We start from the raw sequence: 17,248 nt of genomic DNA on the forward strand, positions 1-17,248 counted from the left end.
ATCGCTGCGTGACACCCCGGAATGACGCGGAAAGCCAATTAACCCCGCATTAACCATGCCTGTCCCACGGTGAGACGACGGGCGCCGAATTGCCGGCGTCGCTCAATGCCGCGCGGGGCGGGCACTTCATCATGTCGATCGACAATTCCAGTGCCACGCAGACGGTCGGACTCGATCCGTCGCGCGCGCGTGTCGCCGGTGCGATCAAGCAGGCCTCGAATATCTCCGGCGTCAGCTTCCAGTACATGCTGACCACCGCCAAGATGGAATCGGATTTCGATCCGACGGCGGGGGCCACCACCTCGTCCGCGCACGGACTCTACCAGTTCATCGACCAGACCTGGCTTGGCACGGTGAAGGAAGCCGGCACCCAGCTCGGCTATGGCAGCTACGCTGACGCCATCACCAGAACCTCGGCCGGCACCTACACCGTCGATGATCCCGTGATGAAGCGGTCGATCATGAAGCTGCGCGACGACCCCGAAGCCGCCTCCAGCATGGCGGCGGCACTGACGCAGTCGAACAGCTTCAAGCTCACCGGCCTGCTCGGCCGCAGGCCGTCCGACAGCGAGCTCTATATGGCGCATTTTATGGGCGTCGGCGGCGCGGCCAGGCTGATCGCCAATGCCGAGGACAATCCGCAGGCGGTCGGGGCGCGGCTGTTTCCCAACGCGGCGTCCGCCAATCGCTCGATCTTCTACGCCAAAGACGGCCGCGCCCGCAGCGTCTCCGAAGTCTATTCGGTGCTCGACGCGCGCTACGCCAGTGCCGCCAATTCGAAAGTGACGCGCAGCGCGATGGCGATGTATGGCGACACGCCGTCGACCACCGAGGTCGCGAGTGCGATCGGCGTGCAGCCGACGGCGCCGGTGATCGACAATGCCGTCTATCTTCAGACCTTCCCGAACACACGCGCCGCGACGCCCGTCAGTGCGACCTCGCCGACGACGCTCGCGGACAATGCGGCGGGCACGCCGGTGTTTCGTTCGATCTATCAGCCCGGCGATGCCACGCAGCCGGTCTCGACCACGGTGCAGAAACTATGGGGCAACAACGCCTCGCTCACCTCGGTCGCGTCGGCGACGCCGGACCTGCGGCCGCCGCAGCCGCTCGATCTCTTCAGCGATCGTAGCGGCACGTTCTCGAGCTAGTCGCCGTCTCGTGTCCCGGACGCGCTGCAGCGTGAAACGCTGCTGCGCTGAGCCGGGACCCATGCTGCGTGCCCCTCTCCCGAAGGCGGGCCCGACTCCTCGGCGCATTCGCCGAAGGCGTGCGTTGCTGTCGGCGCACGTGTGGGTAGTGCTTTTGTTCCATTAACAAAACGTCAATAAAACCAGTCAGTTATGGTGAACGCTTTGTTAAGCGTCATGGTTTATTTTGTGTTGCAGGTGACGAGCCGTCACTCTTTTCGTTTGTTTGTGTAAGCCGGAAGCAGGATGATTGTTCGGCAGTTCATTAATTGGATCAGGACGGCGCCCGCAGGCGAGCGGGCCGAGGCGACACGGGCGCTGGCGCGGGCCTGGCTGATCTCAGACCTTTCTGCAGACGACCGCATCGCCGCCGAAGGCGCGCTTCTGATGCTGCTCGACGATCCCTCGCCCCTGGTGCGGCAGGCGATGGCCGAGGCCTTTGCCCGCAGCGCCGAGGCGCCGGCCGCAATCGTGCGAGCGCTGTCGGCAGATCAGCCGACCGTCGCGCTGCCAGTGCTCGAACATTCCCCGCTGCTGATCGACGCCGACCTCGTCGACATCGTCGCCACCGGAAACGAGGAGGTGCAATGCGCGGTGGCCCGCCGCATTGCGTTGCCGGTGTCGGTGTGCGCCGCGATCGCCGAAGTCGGCTGCGCAGCTGCCGCATTGGAGCTGATCGAGAATCCCCACGCCGAACTCGCCCCGTTCTCCTGGGACCGCATCGTCGAGCGCCACGGCCATCTCGCCGCGATCCGCGAGGCGATGCTGGTGCTGGAGGATCTGCCGGCCGCAACGCGCGCGGCGCTGGTGGCAAAGCTCTCGCAGACGCTGGCGCAATTCGTCGTGGCGCGGAACTGGCTCAGCGCCGACCGCGCGGACCGCATCACGATCGAGGCACGTGACCGCTCCACCATGAACATCGCGGCGCGCTCGCGCGGCGAGGACATGCAAGGCCTGGTCAGGCATTTGCGCATCACCGGCCAGCTGACCGCGGGGCTGATCCTGCGTGCACTGCTCTCGGGCAATCTCGATTTGTTCGACGCGGCCCTCGCCGAGCTCGCCGATTTGCCGCTGGCGCGTGTCTCCGCGCTGCTGCACGATCGCGGCGGCAATAGCCTTTACGCGCTGCTCCGTCGCGCCGGGCTTCCGGAGGCGACGTTTGCGGCGTTCCAGGTCGCGCTCGATGCCTGCCACGAGCAAGGCTTTGTCGATAGCGACGACGGCGCGGCGCGGCTGCGCCGGCGCATGGTCGAGCGCGTGCTCACCCACTGCGAGAGCGACCGGGGCGCCACGGAACCGCTGATGGTCCTGCTGCGCCGCTTTGCCACGGAATCGGCACGGGAAGAGGCGAGACTGTTCTGCGACGAGCTGGTCGCGGACGATGCAATCGATCCGCTGTACGACGACCTGATCGCGGCGTAACGAGATGCCGTAGGTGGGCAAAGGCGCGAAGCGCCGTGCCCACCATCTATCCGCGCAGCTCAAAATCGATTGGTGGGCACGCTTCGCTTTGCCACCCTACGATACTGCCCGTGTGGATGAAGCAGCCTCACATTCCGTCATTGCTTCGTCGCAAGTGCTGCGCGCGATGACGAGGAGAGAGCTGGACCTTACTCCACCGGCGCGATGCTCGGGGCCAGGATGACCTCGAGATGCTCAGGGCGGTCGCGGTTGACGTTGGCGAGATAGTCGTCGGCGACCTTGCGCAGGCGGCGGCTGAGCTCGGCGGAGACGCTGAGGCTGTCGAGCCTGGTGTTCTCGTGCACGATGGCGAGAATGGCATTGATGTGGTGCGTGAACAGCTCGGCCGGCACCTTTTCCAGATCAGGCGCGTGCTCGATGACTCGGCACAGGCTCTCGGCGATTCCCGCTGCCGAAGGAAAGCCGAACGTCGCCGCATCGCCCTTGATGTCGTGTGCGGCGTGGAACAGCTCGTCGCGCAGCTTCTTCGTGAAGCCATCCTTCTGCACGGCGGTCCAGGCGGTGGACAGTCTCTGGACCTCGATCGCCATCCAGTCCTTGAACTCACCGGAGAGGCTCGCGAGCGCTTGTTCGGCGCGGCCGACCGGATCGTCCATGTCCTGTTCTTCGACGCGGCGCAGGACCTTGCGCAGCGGGTTGGGCTGAGTGATGACGTGGTGCGTGGCGAAGGCCTTGACCTCGATGTCCTTTGCGCTGTTCTTCGCCATGATACCTGCCTCGCCTGAAGACGTTGCGCTAGATGGACGAGCGGGCCTTGTCGAGCAGCGAGGGCTGCTGCAGCACCTCGTGCTTTTCGCCGACGCGGCGCTCGGGGCCCATATAGGCGGAGTTGGTGTTGCGGCGCCGGTCCGGCCCGAAATAGGTCTTGGTCTTGATGAAGGGGCGGGGATTGGCGACCACGTTGAGGATGCGCTGATAGAGGCCCTTGGCCGAGATCGGCTTGGCCAGGAATTCGGTGACGCCGGCATCGCGCGCGACGGTGACGCGACGCTTCTCGGAATGGCCGGTCAGCATGATGATCGGTGCGTAGGGGTTGCCCTTCGATTCGGGCTGCCGGATCATCTGCGCAAGCTCGAGCCCGTCGAAGATCGGCATGGCCCAGTCGGTGATGACGATGTCGGGCACGTAATGGCTGTACATTTCGAGGGCCGTGGCGCCGTCCTCGGCTTCATAGACCTCGCGCGCGCCGAAGGAATGCAGCAGCGTCCGCAGGATGCGGCGCATGTGCGGATTGTCGTCGCAGACGAGGAAGCGAAGCTTGTTGAAGTCGATGCGAAACATGACGCCCGGGCCAAAGCGGTCAACCTTCGTTAACCATATCGTGCCGGGAGTTAACGAAGGGTTGCGATCGGGCTCCGGAGGCGTTGCGGGGCGGACGGTTCAGTAGCCGAACTGCTCGCGCAGGATACGCTCTTCGAGGCTGTGTCCTGGGTCGAACAGCATCCGCATCGAGATGGTCCTGTCGGAGAGCACCTCGACGCGGCGGACGTCGCGGACCTCGTCGTGGTCGGCGACCGCCGCGACGGGACGCTTCTCGCCCTCCAGCACCTCGATCACGACATAGGCCGTGTTGGGCAGCAGCGCGCCGCGCCAGCGGCGCGGGCGGAAGGCGCTGATCGGTGTCAGTGCCAGCAGCGCGGCGTTGATCGGCAGGATCGGTCCCTGGGCGGAGAGATTATAGGCGGTGGAGCCCGCCGGCGTCGCCACCATGATGCCGTCGGCGATCAGCTCGGACATGCGCTCGCGCTCGTCGATCAGGATCCTCAAGCGCGCGGCCTGGTAGGTCTGCCGGAACAGGGCGACCTCGTTGATGGCGTGGTGCAGATGCACCCGGTCGTGCATGTCGGTCGCGCGCATCAGGAGCGGGTTGATCTCGGATTCATGCGCGGCCTCGAGCCGCGCCCGCAGATCGTGCGTCGAGTACTCGTTCATCAGGAAGCCGACCGTGCCGCGGTGCATGCCGTAGATCGGCTTTCCCGTGTGCATGTTCTGGTGCAGCGTCTGGAGCATCAACCCGTCGCCGCCGAGCGCGACGACGACGTCGGCATCCTTCGGGTCGTAATTGCCATAGTCCCTGGTGAGCTGGCCGAAGGCGGCCTGCGCCTCGCTGCTCGGGCTGGCGACGAAGGCGATCCGGTCGTATCGCGAGGGCTTTGTCATGGCTTCCGGGGCAGGTGCCGCTGGCTCGAGTAAGTTCCGCCGGGCTCGTCTATACGAGGTGGGCCTGCATTGTCGAGGAGGACCGCCCTCCAAAGCTGACGGAGACTGTCGCTCCGGGTGATTTGACCCTCTGCGGCCGGTTCAGGCCGGCCAGACCAGGGATTCCCCAAAGCGTCGCAATTCCGGGCTAACCTTTCTGTCCTCACCGGCTGTCACGGCCGGGCAGGGAGAACGATCATGGTCACGAATTTGCCGGCGCTCCGTCGAACGGTCCTGATGCTGGCGGTCTCGGCTTTCGCGCTTGCTGGAGTTGCGCGCGCGGACGATCCGCCGAAGCCGCCCTCGGAGACAACTGCCCCGTCCGGGCAGAAGGGCAGTCGCGGCGGTGGTCCGCAGAACGCGTCGCAGGCGTCGCCATCGGCGGCCGAGCTGCACCGTCTCCCGCCGGATTCGGCCACGAAGCAGACGCTCGATCTGCCCGGCCGAACCCTCAATTTCGCCGCGACGGCCGGCTCGATCCGCGTGTTCGACGGCAAGGGCGAGCCGCTGGCCGACATCGCCTACACGTCCTATCAACTCGATGGTGCCGACCGCGCCACGCGCCCCGTGACGTTCCTGTTCAATGGCGGCCCCGGCGCGTCCTCGGCGTGGCTTCAGTTCGGCGCGGCCGGGCCATGGCGGCTGCCGCTCGATGGCGAAGCCTTGTCGCCCTCGGCCTCGCCCGAGGTGAAGCCGAACGCGGAGACCTGGCTCGACTTCACCGATCTCGTCTTCATCGATCCCGTCAGCACCGGCTACAGCCGATTTGTCGCCAGCAGCGAGGACGCGCGAAAATCCTTCTACTCCGTCGACGGTGACGCCAATTCGATCGCGCTCGTGATCCGCCGCTGGCTGGAGAAACATGATCGGCTGACCTCGCCGAAATACGTCGCCGGCGAAAGCTATGGCGGCATTCGCGGCCCGAAGGTCGTGCGCCAGTTGCAGCTTCAACACGGTGTCGGCGTCAGGGGACTCATCATGGTGTCGCCGTTGCTGGATTTTCGCGAGTTCGCCGGCACCAGCCTTCTGCAATATGTCGCGACGCTGCCGAGCTATGTCGCGGTGGCGCGCGAGGCCAAGGGACCGGTCAAGCGCGCCGACCTCGCCGACGTCGAGGCTTACGCGCGCGGCGAGTTCCTGGCCGACCTCGTCAAGGGCGAGGCGGACAAGGAAGCCACCAATCGCCTGGCCGACAAGGTCGCCGAACTCACCGGCATCGACCAGGCGGTGAGCCGCAGGCTGGCCGGCCGCTTCGACGTCGGTGAATTCCGCCGCGAGTTCGACCGCAAGAACGGCAAGGTGACGGGACGCTACGACGCCTCCGTGCGTGGCTTCGATCCCTATCCGGATTCCAGCAGCTCGCGCTTCGGCGATCCCTCCGGCGATTCGCTGCAGGCGCCGCTGACGAGCGCAGCGGTCGACGTGCTGACGCGCAAGCTCAACTGGCGGCCCGACGGCTCCTACGAAGTCCTGAACGGCGCCGTGGAAGGCCACTGGGACTTCGGCCGCGGCATCAACCCGCCGCAATCGGTCTCCGAGCTGCGCCAGATCCTCGCCACAGATGCGAAGCTGAACGTCCTGGTCGGGCACGGGCTGTTCGACCTCGCCACGCCCTATTTCGGAACGAAGCGGGTGCTCGACCAGCTGCCGGCCTTCGTGACGCAACGCGTGAAGTTCGTCGTCTATCCCGGCGGCCACATGTTCTACTCACGCGACGGATCACGGCAGGCGTTCCGCAGCGAGGTCGAGCGATTGATCAGGGAGTAGGCCTTCGTTTGCGCGGCGGATATCGGCGGGCGATTTCCTTCGCCACGACGCGCTCCGGCTTCACGTTCGCGCCGGCGATCCAGATGTCGCTGATCTTGCCGCGCTTGTCACGGATCCGGCGCACCGGCTCGCCATGGCTCGAATAGCCGGCCGCCCAGGCCAGCTTGCCGCTGTCGCGGCCGGTGACTTCGATCTCGGCGGCATCCATGAAGGGATTGCTGAACTGCGGATTGGCGACGAGCACACGGTTGCCCGCGGGGACGAGATCGGTCGCGCCCCAGATCGTCCACCATCGGCCGGTCCAGTCGCGCACGCGGCGGTCGGGTGCGCCGCGAGTCTTGAAGGTGCGCAGGATCTGCATCGCGCCGTCCATCCAGAACGGGGCCGCGCCGTCGATGGAGTTGCTGAGGATGCTGATCGCGAGCTCGCAAGCGGGAATGGAGCAGGTTCGGGAGATGTAGCCCTGGAAACCGCCGCCATGGCCGAACCAGTCCCAGCCGTCGGTCTTGCCGGCATTGACGCCCAAGCCGTAGTAGGTCTCGAAGCTCTGCGGGATGCGCCAATGGTGTCGCGTCATTTCGCGGCGGCTCGCGACCGACAGCACGCTCTTCTTCGCGTTGGGTGCGAGCTGCGCGAAGAAGCGGGCGGTGTCGGCGGCGGTGGCGACGAAGCCTGCGGCGGATGCCATCGCATGTGCGGGATTGTTGCCGGGGATCACGCAGCGTTCGCCCAGCGGGACGATGCGCGTATGACCGCACGCGAACGGCGTGCCCCTGGCAAGCGGTGCATTCGGCTCGGTTTCGCGCAAGCCCGCAGGTTCGATGATCTCGCGCTTGATCCAGACCGGGTAGGGCTCCCCGGTCACCGCTTCGATCACGAGGCCGATCAGCCCAAAGCCGTGATTGGAATATTTGAAGCGGGTGCCGGGTTCGATTGCGGTCGGCAGCTTCAATTCCGCGAGCAACTCTTTCGTGTCGAGATAGGGGCGGCTGTCGATGAACTGGCCGGAATCGGCGCCGTCGCGCGTCAATCCCGCGCTGTGCGACAGCACTTGCGCGATCGTCGTCTCGGCGACGCGCGGGTGCAGGCCGCCGACATAATCACCCACGGGATCGTCGAGCCGGATCTTGCGCTGTTCGCGCAGCTTCATGATTCCGGCCGAGGTGAAGCTCTTGGAGTGCGAGGCGATGCGGAAGCGGTGGCGTGGGGTGAGCTTCTCGCCGGTATCGAGATTGGCGAGGCCGAACGCATGCTCGGCGACGACCTCGCCGCGATGGGCGAATGCGACGATGACGCCGGGCTGCTGGATTGTCGTCAGTTGAAATTCGATCCAGGAGCCGATGTAGTCGATCGCGGATCGCAGCCACGTGTCCATTGCATACCAATCTGCAGGGAAGATTGGTGGCGGAGGCTAGCCGAGAAAGCGGAACGGGCACAACCCGAAAGGTTGTGCCCGTCGACTTCGTTCAAGGATGCGATGTCTCAGTAGACCAGCGTCGCGCCGGTCGGCTTGTCGAGCGCTGCGGCAAGCGAGCGATACTCCGAGCTGTCGGTGCCGGCAAGCGAGGCGATCTTGTTCAGATGATACTGCGCCTGTTCGCGGTTGCCCTGTTCGAGCTGCCAGAGGCCGTAATACTGCCAGGTGCGGACGTGGTTCGGATCGTCCTTCAGCGCCAGCTCGTAATAGACCTTCGACGACTGGTAGTCGCCGAGCTTGCGATAGGAGTAGCCGATCAGATTGGCGACGTCGGCGACGTCGTCGCGCTTGAGCGACTTCAGCTGGCCGATCGCGCCGGTGTAGTCGTGGTTGTCGTAGATCGCGGTGTAGGCGGTGCGATAGGCGGCGAGGAACTTGGGATCGCTGACGGAAGAGCTCTTCTTCTTGCCCTTCTTGGTCGATGAGTCCGAGCTCGGCGGCGGCGAAGGGGAGTCGCCGCCCGCGGCATAGGCGCTGGACAGCACCGGTGCGGCCGCCAGCGACATGGCGACCAGTCCCGGCACGACAAGCATTGAGAGTTTGCGCATCTAAATTCTCCCGTATGGAACGTGGCGATCCTACACGATTGCCTGAAGACCGAAACACCCGTCTGGCGGAAACATTCCCGCTTCGCACGATCTGTTCGCCCAGCTGCAGATGACAAACTTGTCATCGAGATGAACGGAAGCCTGCTAGGGGCTTCAGACTGGGTTCAGTGCGTCGCCTCTAGGTTCCGACCTACGATCGAAGGGTAGGCGAGAGGGCGCCGCCTCGAGATCCTTCCAAGAGGAGACCATCATGCTGAAGACCATTTCCGCAGCCTTGCTCGCAGCTTCCGTGATCGCAGCCCCGGCCTTCGCCGCCGAGGCCGGCAAGACCACCACGACCGCCCCTGTGATCAAGGCGGACCAGAGCCAGACCAAGGCGTCCACCACCGCCGCGAAACCGGACGCCGGCGTCAAGGCCGACGCCAAGGCCGCTGACGTCAAGCCCGCCGACGTCAAGGCGGACGCCAAGGTGGATACCAAGTCGAAGGCGATGAATGCAAACGCCGCGGTCACCACCCGCGAGCACAAGACCGTGCGCAAGGATCGCCATCATCACAAGCAGGTCACGGCCAAGGAGTCGCAGAAGGCGCAGCCGGACGTGACCAAGCCGGCGGCATCAGACCAGCGCAACTGACGGCTGATCCCGCGCGGCGGCATCCCTGGCATTGCCCCGCCGCCGCGCGCGGACTTCAGGCCCGGTCCGTTCGCCCAGTCTCGTGCGAAAGCCCGAGGTGCCGGCGGCGGGCCGGTGCGCTGCTTGCGCCGCGGCAAGCGAATTCCCTTCGTGCAGGCTTGGGGCTAGAACGTCTCCCTGATCTGATCGAGCGGAGAGCGGGGCCTGTGGGGCGGTTGGCGAGATGTGCGGTGATATTGGCATTGCCCTTGGCGCTTGCGGCCTGTCTCGGCAGCGACGGTGACCGTCCAACGCTGATGGGCGGGACCCAGGCCGGCGGGCCGCAGCCGTTTCCCGACAATTTCCGGAGCGACACGCTGGCCCTGATGCGGACCTATCTCAACAATCCGGTCGGCGTGCGCGACGCCAGCATGGCCGAACCGGTGCAGCGCGAAGTCGGCGGCCGGCAGTTCTATGTGAGCTGCCTGCACTTCACCCCGCGCGAGACCGATGGCAGCTACAAGGCCATGCGCGAACGGGCCGTGATCTTCGTCAACGGCCGGGCGGACCGCGTGGTCGACCGGACCAGCGATCTGTGCGCCGGTGCGGTTTACGCACCCTTTCCGGATCTGGAAAAGATGACGCGGTAGCGCAAAGCCCGCCTTCATCGCCTGTTGTTAGACAGACGCAGCCGGAGCCGCTGGATCACATTTCGGCGAGCTTTGAACGGGGTGATTTCCTCTTGAGACAAATCGTTGCGCCAGGCCTTGTGCACGCGACAAAAACAGTTAGCTCAAGGTGGTGTGACGGAACAAAATCGCGTTGTTGCCACCCCGTCACAGTGACGAACGATCAACGTTCCGGCATCGCCGCGAAGCAACCCAATTCACGCCACGTTGTTTCCTGAGTGTCGTTATGAAAGAACGGGGATGATCATGAGATCGATTTTGCTGGGTGCAGCCGCTGTGCTTGCGCTGGCCGCGCCGGCCGCCGCCGCGGACATTCAGCCGCGCACCTACGCGAAGGCTCCGGCCTATACGCCGCCGCAGGTCATTTACAACTGGACCGGTTTCTACATAGGCGGCCATGTCGGCGGCGCGTTTGCCGGCGACAGCAGCTTCCAATCCAGCGACGCTCGCTTCATGGGCGGCGTGCAGGGCGGCTTCGACTACCAGTTCGCGCCCAACTGGGTGGTGGGTATCGAAGCTCAGTATTCCTGGCTGCCGACCAACAACAACGGTGCCACCTTCCCGCTGGGCACGCAGGTGACCTCCAACACCGACCAGATCGGGTCGGTGACCGGTCGCATCGGCTACACCTGGGGGCCGACGCTGCTATACGCCAAGGGTGGCTATGCCTGGCGTAATAACGGCCTTGGCGTGAACATCGCCGGGGTGCCGCAGGCCTTCACCACCACCGGCAACAACAAGGACGGCTATACCGTCGGCGCCGGCCTCGAATACATGTTCGCGCCGAGCTGGTCGGCCAAGGCCGAGTACCAGTACTATAATTTCGGCAGCACCACCTTTACCTCCGGCCCGGCCGACATCGTCGGTGCTCGCGGCCGGGAGGACGAGCATACCGTCAAGGTCGGGGTGAACTACCGCTTCGGCTGGGGCGGTCCGGCAGGCTCCCGCTACTGACTGCCCGCGGCGATTGAAGACCCGACAAAGGCCGGCTCCGCCGGCCTTTGATTTGCCGGTTTGTCAGCCGGTTGTTTGCTTTGCGTGAACCATCTGGCGCGTCATTTGCTTGCAAATGGTGGCTGGCGCGCCTTCTCACGCGCGTCATGGGGCCGGGGTAAAGCAAAAATAATTTTTGCGATCTACGGAACTCGCGCTCCGGAACGCGTTATATGACAATTATCGGGCTGGTGGGACGACGGACATGCGTATCTTGGTGTCGGCAGTGGTGCTCTCATGCTTCTCCTTCCTGCCGTGCTCTGCACAGACAATCCTCAAATCCGAGCCTCTGATGCTGGCACCTTATGAGGTGGCCTTCGTCAAGGACGCTTCCTGTCCGTCGGGCAAGGTGATGAAGGTCACCGGCGCCATCCGTGGGTTACATCGCCGCAAGGCCTGCGTGGCCACGCCGGGCGAGCAGGCTTCGCTGGCGGCCGCGACGCCCTGAGCCCGCCCCGGTTTCGTGCCGGAGCTCAGGAATTCAGCTCAAGCTCCATCCTCGCCTGCTGGTCGGCCTCAGCCTTGTTCTGGGCGGGGTCTTCGCCTTGGGCTGCCTGGCACGGCGCGATCTCGTAGCCGTTGTCGAGCACCCGGCGCGGTCCCGGCCGCTCGTCGTCCGCAACCACGTCCACGACGAGACCGCTTCGCTGCGCGAGCTTCCAGACGTCCGACTCGCTCGGATAGGCCTTGCTGATCTGGGCATCGTTGCAGAACAGGGCGTAGGGCATTCTTCCCGCTCCAAGAAACCCGGTTAACGAGCTTGCCCGGTCAGGGGTTCCGGCCCGCCCCCAGATCACGGGGCCGTGATCGGGCGCCGCCGGTCCTTGAGTCCTTAACGAGTCCTGAATCCCGGAAAAAAGAATCCCTGGGACTCGTCGGCCGGAATCAGCGGATGTTTTCCGCCATGACGAGCGACCTGAACACCTCCTGCGGGCACATGCTCCTGCCGCTCACGCTGGCGCTGCTCGGCGCCTGCGCGGCCAATCTCTGGCTGGTCTGGTCCTGGCTGTAGGCCTTTGACCGGGCCCTATTTTTTGGCCCGTGGGCCGGCGTCGCGGATGGCGGCACGCAATCTGGTCAGGGTCGCCGTACAGTATTCCTCACGCTCGCGCTCGAAGCGCTCCTGATGCTTCCGGAAATTGGCAAGGCGCGCCTGCATCTCGGTGCGGAAATCGCCGCTTGCCCGCGCCGTGAGAGGTGCGGGCCGGGGCGGAAGCGGAACTTTTGGCGGCTCGACCTCGACGGCGGCCGCCTCCATGGCGACGATGTCCAGCGCGACGGGCGAGCCAACCGCGGGCGCATCCGGCTGCAGGACGTCATCCTTCCTGCCGGTCACCAATTGGACGAAGGCCAGTGTCTGCGCGATCAGTGCGTCGCGTTCCCTGATCCATTTCATGATCCACCTCAGCCGCGCTCATTCCAGCAAAGCGGCCGCATCGAATCAAGAAGGTTCGAAAAGGATTGCATATTTTTCCCGATCGCCCGACATTGACAGAATGGCTGCGGGAGAAGAACGGTCGGACGAAGTGGAGGGGCTGAGGCTCATCCGCGCGTTCCTGTCGCTGCCGCCCGACAAGCGGGCGGAGGTGATCGCGTTCGCGGAAGAATTGGCGCGTGCCCACGCCCTGTCCGCGGAGGGCAGGGAGACCTCGCCGCGGTGAGCGCTACCGCTCGCGGGGATTGACGTTGGGCTCAAACGGCGCGCCGATCACCCGGACTGGAGCCTGGATCGATGTCCGGCCGACGTCGATCACGGCTCTCTCGGCGACGCGCTTTTCAGGGGCCGGCACCAGCTCCGCCTCGAACAGCGTCAACGTGCCGGCCACGGCGCCACAGCACAGCATCACTGTCACCAGCAGAATGATGTTTCGGTTTTCTTCCCTGATCCGCATGGGTCAAGAACGAGTGACGCACGTCTTTGGTTCCGGTCCGGCATTCATCGACCTATCGTGCCAGCAGAAAACCCATTGCGATCGCGAACAGCACGGCCGTCATTACGACAGCCGCAACCGCACCGGCGGCGATCCTGGCTTTCTCTTTGACCGTGGTGGAGCGCATCGTATGCGCACGCTACTTCATGTTGAACTCGGATCCAAATTATGATCAGTAGCGGCGCCTGCGATGCGCCGCGGCCAACATCCACTCCTGAAGGTCTGCCTATGAACGAGGACGTCAGCGACGGCTGGGCCGCGTCGGCGGCTGCCTGGATCGTCGAGCAGGGGCAAGATGGCGACTATGGTCGCCGTTTCGTGCTGGACGCGCCGATGAAGGAGCGCATCGAAGGGCGCAGCTTCCGCAGCGCGCTCGACGTCGGCTGCGGGGAAGGGCGCTTCTGCCGCATCATGCAGCGGGCCGGCATCCGCACCACCGGTATCGATCCAACCGAGGCGTTGCTCGCGCGCGCCCGCGAGCTGGACCCGGACGGCGACTACCGGCTCGGCCGCGCCGAGACGATGGAGGTCGAGGCGAGCTTCGATCTCGTCGTCAGCTATCTCAGCCTGATCGACATGCCCCATCTCGACGCTGCGATCGCAAGGATGGTGGCGGCGCTGCGCCCGGGCGGTACGCTGCTGATCGCCAACCTGACGAGCTTCAACACCGCCGGCCAGCCGGACGGCTGGACACGCGACAGCGAGGGCGAGATGCGCTTCGCCATCGATCACTACATGGACGAGCGTCCGATCTGGGCCGCCTGGCACGGCATCCGGATCCAGAACTGGCACCGTCCGCTCAGCACCTACATGACCCTGTTGCTCGATCGCGGTCTGCAGTTGCGTCTGTTCGTCGAGCCGCAGCCGACAGGCGGCAGTCCCGAGCAGGTCTCCCGTCATCGCCGCGTGCCCTTCTTTCACGTCATGGAGTGGCAGAAGCCGGCCTGAGGGAAAGGTAGGCTATTTCGGCGGCGACGCATCGCTCGTACACTGGCTCGCGACTTGGCTCGAGGCTCGTCCGATGATCTCCTGTCGTCCTCCCGTGCTCGCCCATGAACGTTTCCTTGCCGACCGCGAGAACCTCGCAGGCCTCGATCTCGCCGCACGGTTCGAGCGCATCGAGCGGACCAACCTTTGGGGCGCGGCCACTTCGGTATCCGGCCTCGGCTCGGAGGATCCCGCGACCGCCGCGATCCGCGAGGCGCTTCCTGCGCTGCTGCAACGGCTCCGCGTGCGCTCGCTGCTGGATGCGCCCTGCGGCGATGCCGGGTGGATTGGCCGGCTCGAGCTCGATGTCGATTACACCGGCATCGACATCGTGCCATCGCTGATCGAGGCCAACCGTCGGCGTGTCGCAGACGGCGCTTCGCCTGGCCGGTTTCTCGTCGCCGACATCACGCGCGATGCATTGCCGCTTGCGGATCTCATTCTCTGCCGCGACTGCCTGGTGCATCTGAGCTTTGCAAACATCGATCGCGCCCTCGCGCAATTTCGGATGAGCGGGGCGCGCTTCCTGCTGGTCACTACCTTTCCCGAATGGGACGGCAACCGCGATTGCGAGGACGGCGACTGGCGGGCGCTCAACATGGAGAAGGCGCCGTTCAACTGGCCCGCGCCGGACACGCTGATCAACGAGCATTGCGAGGAGGGCGGTGGTGGCTGGCGCGACAAGAGCCTCGGGCTCTGGCCGCTGGATCAATTGCCGAATGCGAAGCCCGATAGCGGCTCGAATAGCAGCGCGCTCAAGACTTCGAGCTGAAACTGCAGTCAAGACGTGGTGCCGGCTGAGGGGATTGAACCCCCGACCTTCGGTTTACAAATCTTCCCGCAGAGTAAACCGGAGCCTCAGCGCAGATCCAGAATATCGCTGTGGCGCAGGCACTTCTCGCGCAGCCATCCTGATCCTGGGCACTTCTCACGATCCTGAATTTGATCCTGTCGAGGCGCGCGCAAACATCGCCTGTTCCTTCTCGGAGGGCGTCAAATAGGCCAGATAGATCTCGGTTGTCTTGACCGAGGTGTGGCCGAGCCGATGCTGTAAAGTGTAGATGGAACGGCCACTTTTCAGCCATTCCACCGCGTGCAGGTGCCTGAGATCGTGGAAGCGGAACGGGCGGAAGTCCTGATCCTGTTTCTGCGCCTGGCGCGCCACGGATTCGACCAGCCGGCCGAAGTTCGACGAGATCTGCGCGTAGCGGCGCACCGTCGGCTTCTGGCCGGCTCTTTTGTGCCTTTCGTCGCGATACCAGAACAGCCAGCTGGCCTCCATCGTCACCGGCAGGCCGGCCAGGACGCGGAAGCCGAAATCCTCGCCGCCGTCGACGAGGTCGATCGTGCGCAGCTTGTTGCGCTTGCCGATCAGCGTGAGCTGCTTGCTGTTTCGATCGAACCTCGACCGCGTCAGGCTGCCGAGCTCCTCGAGGCGGGCCCCGGTCTTCCAGGCGGTCTCGATCAGTGCGCCGAACAGGCCGGGGGCCCGATCGATCACCATGCGGACATGGGCGGGATCGGGCAGCACGATCGGGTCCCGCCGCTCGGCCAGTCGTGACTTGCGCCGGCCGCCCGGCTTCAGCCAGGCCAGCACCGGATTGGCCTCGATCCATTCCTCGTCGGCGGCAAAGGCGAGCACCGAGGACAGCGCGGTGAGGTCGCGCTTGATGGTCGCGTTCGACACGCGCATCGGATGCTTCTTGCCGCGCGGCACCACGGGCTCGCGCCGCGCCGCCACGATGCTGCCGATCAGCTTGCGGTCGATCTCGTCGAGATAGAGCCCCTCCAGATGGGGGTTCAGATTCGCCAGGGAGCTGCCGTAGCGCCGCAGCGTCGCGTCGCTGACTTCCTTGACGATGTGGGCTTCCCAGGCCTCCAGCGCCTCGGCATAGGTCCGGCGCTGGTCGCCGTAGCGCTGGGCGGCTACGGCGCGGGCGCGCTCGGCTTCACGCCGGCTCTTCGCAACCGCTGGATCACTTGTTCGCAGCGACCATTTGATGTCGCCGCCTGCGGTCTGAATCCGGCCGTAGAGGGTGTCCCCACGCCAGAAACAGCCCTTCGGGGCTTTAGGTCTTGAGCTCTTTGGCATGCCGTTTCCTCGCAACGTCGCTGGTAATCTTCCAGCAGGGCGAGGTCGAATGTCCAGACCCCCCGGGGCTTGGCCGCCCCGGGAATTTCGCCCCGCTGGGCCATGTCCCGCACGGTCCGGGCCTCGAGGCCGAGCAGGGCGACGGCGTCGGCGACCTTGATCCGCTGGCGGGCGGGACGGTTCATTGCGCGCGCCCCGGAAGATCGCGGGCGCCGACCGATCGCATCATCGCCAGCATGTCGTCGTGGGCAGCCTGACGCTCGGTCGCCGTCGCAAACGGTCCAAGCGCGGCCCAATGCGCGCGATCGACGAGGATATCGAGCCAGTATTGCCCGATGGCCTGGCGGTGGACGTATTCGACGACAGATCCGATCCTGTCGGTCATCGGCCGGCTCCGGGATCGCGCCAGGAGAGCGGCGCTTCCAAGACCTGCAGGGATAAAAGGCCGCTGCTCCTTGATCCCGGGGCGGCCAGGACTGTTTCCGGCAGTGGGGCTTGCGAGGCCTTGGCCGAAGTCGGGAGCGGCGGAGTCTCGATCGCCATGGCCTCGCCGACGGCGGCCTGGCGCGCTTCGAGCAGCGCGTCCTCGGCCAGCACGGCAACATCGCCATAGCGGTAATTCAGGGCGCAGAGCGTGCGGATCGCCTCGCGCTCGTCGGCCGGAAGGCCGACGCGGCAGAGATCCGCGGCCATGCGCGCGATCAGGTCCTTGCGGTTGGCAGGGCCGGCGCTGGGATGGCTATCCAGGTGCAGCAGGATCATGCGCTGATCTCCGCCATCTGCTTCTCCTGCCGCCGCTGGGCGACGATGCGGGCGGCCGGGGTGTGCTGCTTCAGCTGCTCGGCCTGCCAGCCCATGCGGATCAGGTCGGCGAACACCACCCCGTCGTTGCGCGTGGTCTGCAGGATGAAATCGTCGGCGAGCTGGTTGACCGCGGCGGGCCCGTCGAGGTCGGCGCGGCAGGGCGCGATCGCGGCCGGCGCCAGGCGCCCGGCGAGGTCGGCCTTGCTCTGCTCGGCGCGGGCCTTCTCGGCCAGCTCGGCCTCATAGGCGGCACGGGCGGCGAGGCAGGAGCGGATCGAGGCCTCACGCAGGAGCGTGCGGCCGTCCTCAGCCATCACCGGCAGGACGTGCCGGCGGGCTTCCGGATAGCGCAGGTCGATAAAGCGGTTGATGTTGGGAAGAAAGGCGAGGCTGTGCAGGCGGAGTTGATGGGCGAAATCGGTCTTGGAGATGTCGTCGGGCCGGCGCGGCATGGGGTGTCTCCCGGGTGATGCGGG

Annotated in this window: 22 protein-coding genes and 1 pseudogene; 10 read left to right on the forward strand and 13 right to left on the reverse strand. The window is 65.4% G+C overall.

The features are described from left to right. Nucleotides 1-131: 131 nt before the first annotated feature. Nucleotides 132-1,151 carry a lytic transglycosylase domain-containing protein gene (locus AC1RQP_RS27845; RefSeq protein ID WP_492939672.1) on the forward strand — a complete coding sequence of 340 codons (1,020 nt, stop codon included), beginning with the start codon at nt 132-134 and terminating at the stop codon, nt 1,149-1,151. Between the two features lie 285 nt (nt 1,152-1,436). Beyond that, nucleotides 1,437-2,612: a DUF2336 domain-containing protein gene (locus tag AC1RQP_RS27850; RefSeq protein WP_492939674.1), complete on the forward strand. Its 1,176-nt coding sequence runs from the start codon at nt 1,437-1,439 to the stop codon at nt 2,610-2,612. A 188-nt stretch (nt 2,613-2,800) separates the two neighbouring features. On the opposite strand, the gene AC1RQP_RS27855 is transcribed toward AC1RQP_RS27850, so the two are convergent. The 3 genes from AC1RQP_RS27855 to AC1RQP_RS27865 form a co-directional block, all read right to left on the reverse strand. Beyond that, complete coding sequence (locus AC1RQP_RS27855; RefSeq protein ID WP_492939676.1) at nt 2,801-3,379, reverse strand: Hpt domain-containing protein; 579 nt, start codon at nt 3,377-3,379, stop codon at nt 2,801-2,803. 28 nt (nt 3,380-3,407) lie between these two features. Continuing rightward, entirely contained in the window at nt 3,408-3,953 is a 546-nt protein-coding gene (locus AC1RQP_RS27860) for a response regulator (RefSeq protein WP_008549760.1), read from the reverse strand. 99 nt (nt 3,954-4,052) lie between these two features. Beyond that, a complete protein-coding gene (locus AC1RQP_RS27865) occupies nt 4,053-4,832 on the reverse strand; it encodes an NAD kinase (RefSeq protein ID WP_061880580.1) in 780 nt (259 codons plus the stop codon). 237 nt (nt 4,833-5,069) lie between these two features. Here AC1RQP_RS27865 and AC1RQP_RS27870 point away from each other — a divergent pair, with 237 nt between their 5' ends. Beyond that, nucleotides 5,070-6,638 carry a S10 family peptidase gene (locus tag AC1RQP_RS27870; protein WP_492939678.1) on the forward strand — a complete coding sequence of 523 codons (1,569 nt, stop codon included), beginning with the start codon at nt 5,070-5,072 and terminating at the stop codon, nt 6,636-6,638. On the opposite strand, the gene AC1RQP_RS27875 is transcribed toward AC1RQP_RS27870, so the two are convergent. Together AC1RQP_RS27875 and AC1RQP_RS27880 are read right to left on the reverse strand one after the other, a co-directional pair. Next, nucleotides 6,628-8,013: a serine hydrolase domain-containing protein gene (locus tag AC1RQP_RS27875; RefSeq protein WP_492939680.1), complete on the reverse strand. Its 1,386-nt coding sequence runs from the start codon at nt 8,011-8,013 to the stop codon at nt 6,628-6,630. The two genes, AC1RQP_RS27870 and AC1RQP_RS27875, sit on opposite strands and share 11 nt — an antisense overlap. 107 nt (nt 8,014-8,120) lie before the next feature. Further along, on the reverse strand, nt 8,121-8,663 hold the full coding sequence (locus AC1RQP_RS27880; protein ID WP_239624572.1) for a tetratricopeptide repeat protein: 543 nt from the start codon (nt 8,661-8,663) through the stop codon (nt 8,121-8,123). A gap of 250 nt (nt 8,664-8,913) precedes the next feature. Here AC1RQP_RS27880 and AC1RQP_RS27885 point away from each other — a divergent pair, with 250 nt between their 5' ends. From AC1RQP_RS27885 to AC1RQP_RS27900, 4 genes are all read left to right on the forward strand, one after another. After that, nucleotides 8,914-9,297, forward strand: a complete 384-nt coding sequence (locus AC1RQP_RS27885; RefSeq protein WP_492939682.1) for a His-rich protein BRANT — start codon at nt 8,914-8,916, stop codon at nt 9,295-9,297. 233 nt (nt 9,298-9,530) lie between these two features. Beyond that, nucleotides 9,531-9,926, forward strand: a complete 396-nt coding sequence (locus AC1RQP_RS27890) for a hypothetical protein (RefSeq protein ID WP_492939903.1) — start codon at nt 9,531-9,533, stop codon at nt 9,924-9,926. Nucleotides 9,927-10,211: 285 nt separating this feature from the next. Then, nucleotides 10,212-10,919 (forward strand): outer membrane protein, encoded by a 708-nt coding sequence (locus AC1RQP_RS27895; RefSeq protein WP_492939684.1) that lies wholly within the window; start codon nt 10,212-10,214, stop codon nt 10,917-10,919. A 244-nt stretch (nt 10,920-11,163) separates the two neighbouring features. Beyond that, nucleotides 11,164-11,406, forward strand: a complete 243-nt coding sequence (locus AC1RQP_RS27900; RefSeq protein ID WP_492939686.1) for a hypothetical protein — start codon at nt 11,164-11,166, stop codon at nt 11,404-11,406. Nucleotides 11,407-11,431: 25 nt separating this feature from the next. On the opposite strand, the gene AC1RQP_RS27905 is transcribed toward AC1RQP_RS27900, so the two are convergent. Then, nucleotides 11,432-11,686: a hypothetical protein gene (locus tag AC1RQP_RS27905; RefSeq protein ID WP_492939688.1), complete on the reverse strand. Its 255-nt coding sequence runs from the start codon at nt 11,684-11,686 to the stop codon at nt 11,432-11,434. A gap of 299 nt (nt 11,687-11,985) precedes the next feature. Then, nucleotides 11,986-12,354, reverse strand: a complete 369-nt coding sequence (locus AC1RQP_RS27910; RefSeq protein WP_492939690.1) for a hypothetical protein — start codon at nt 12,352-12,354, stop codon at nt 11,986-11,988. Between AC1RQP_RS27910 and AC1RQP_RS27915 the strand changes: the two genes are divergently transcribed. Beyond that, nucleotides 12,353-12,619: a hypothetical protein gene (locus tag AC1RQP_RS27915; protein WP_492939692.1), complete on the forward strand. Its 267-nt coding sequence runs from the start codon at nt 12,353-12,355 to the stop codon at nt 12,617-12,619. The two genes, AC1RQP_RS27910 and AC1RQP_RS27915, sit on opposite strands and share 2 nt — an antisense overlap. Before the next feature lie 3 nt (nt 12,620-12,622). On the opposite strand, the gene AC1RQP_RS27920 is transcribed toward AC1RQP_RS27915, so the two are convergent. Then, entirely contained in the window at nt 12,623-12,850 is a 228-nt protein-coding gene (locus tag AC1RQP_RS27920) for a hypothetical protein (protein ID WP_492939694.1), read from the reverse strand. Between the two features lie 267 nt (nt 12,851-13,117). Here AC1RQP_RS27920 and AC1RQP_RS27925 point away from each other — a divergent pair, with 267 nt between their 5' ends. Next, nucleotides 13,118-13,837: a class I SAM-dependent methyltransferase gene (locus AC1RQP_RS27925; RefSeq protein WP_492939696.1), complete on the forward strand. Its 720-nt coding sequence runs from the start codon at nt 13,118-13,120 to the stop codon at nt 13,835-13,837. 73 nt (nt 13,838-13,910) lie between these two features. Then, nucleotides 13,911-14,648: a class I SAM-dependent methyltransferase gene (locus tag AC1RQP_RS27930; RefSeq protein ID WP_492939698.1), complete on the forward strand. Its 738-nt coding sequence runs from the start codon at nt 13,911-13,913 to the stop codon at nt 14,646-14,648. A 156-nt stretch (nt 14,649-14,804) separates the two neighbouring features. On the opposite strand, the gene AC1RQP_RS27935 is transcribed toward AC1RQP_RS27930, so the two are convergent. The 5 genes and pseudogenes from AC1RQP_RS27935 to AC1RQP_RS27955 form a co-directional block, all read right to left on the reverse strand. After that, nucleotides 14,805-15,968 (reverse strand): tyrosine-type recombinase/integrase, encoded by a 1,164-nt coding sequence (locus AC1RQP_RS27935; protein WP_492939699.1) that lies wholly within the window; start codon nt 15,966-15,968, stop codon nt 14,805-14,807. A 23-nt stretch (nt 15,969-15,991) separates the two neighbouring features. Further along, a pseudogene (locus AC1RQP_RS27940) lies at nt 15,992-16,153 on the reverse strand (helix-turn-helix domain-containing protein); the annotation flags it as partial. Further along, nucleotides 16,150-16,353 carry a hypothetical protein gene (locus AC1RQP_RS27945; RefSeq protein ID WP_492939701.1) on the reverse strand — a complete coding sequence of 68 codons (204 nt, stop codon included), beginning with the start codon at nt 16,351-16,353 and terminating at the stop codon, nt 16,150-16,152. The gene AC1RQP_RS27945 and the pseudogene AC1RQP_RS27940, both read right to left, overlap by 4 nt. Then, nucleotides 16,350-16,730, reverse strand: a complete 381-nt coding sequence (locus tag AC1RQP_RS27950) for a hypothetical protein (RefSeq protein WP_492939702.1) — start codon at nt 16,728-16,730, stop codon at nt 16,350-16,352. Before AC1RQP_RS27950 ends, AC1RQP_RS27945 begins: the two co-directional genes overlap by 4 nt. Next, complete coding sequence (locus AC1RQP_RS27955; RefSeq protein ID WP_492939704.1) at nt 16,727-17,224, reverse strand: phospholipase; 498 nt, start codon at nt 17,222-17,224, stop codon at nt 16,727-16,729. Before AC1RQP_RS27955 ends, AC1RQP_RS27950 begins: the two co-directional genes overlap by 4 nt. Nucleotides 17,225-17,248: the final 24 nt, after the last annotated feature.

It is taken from the genome of Bradyrhizobium sp. GW821-FHT13H06, from assembly GCF_058803975.1.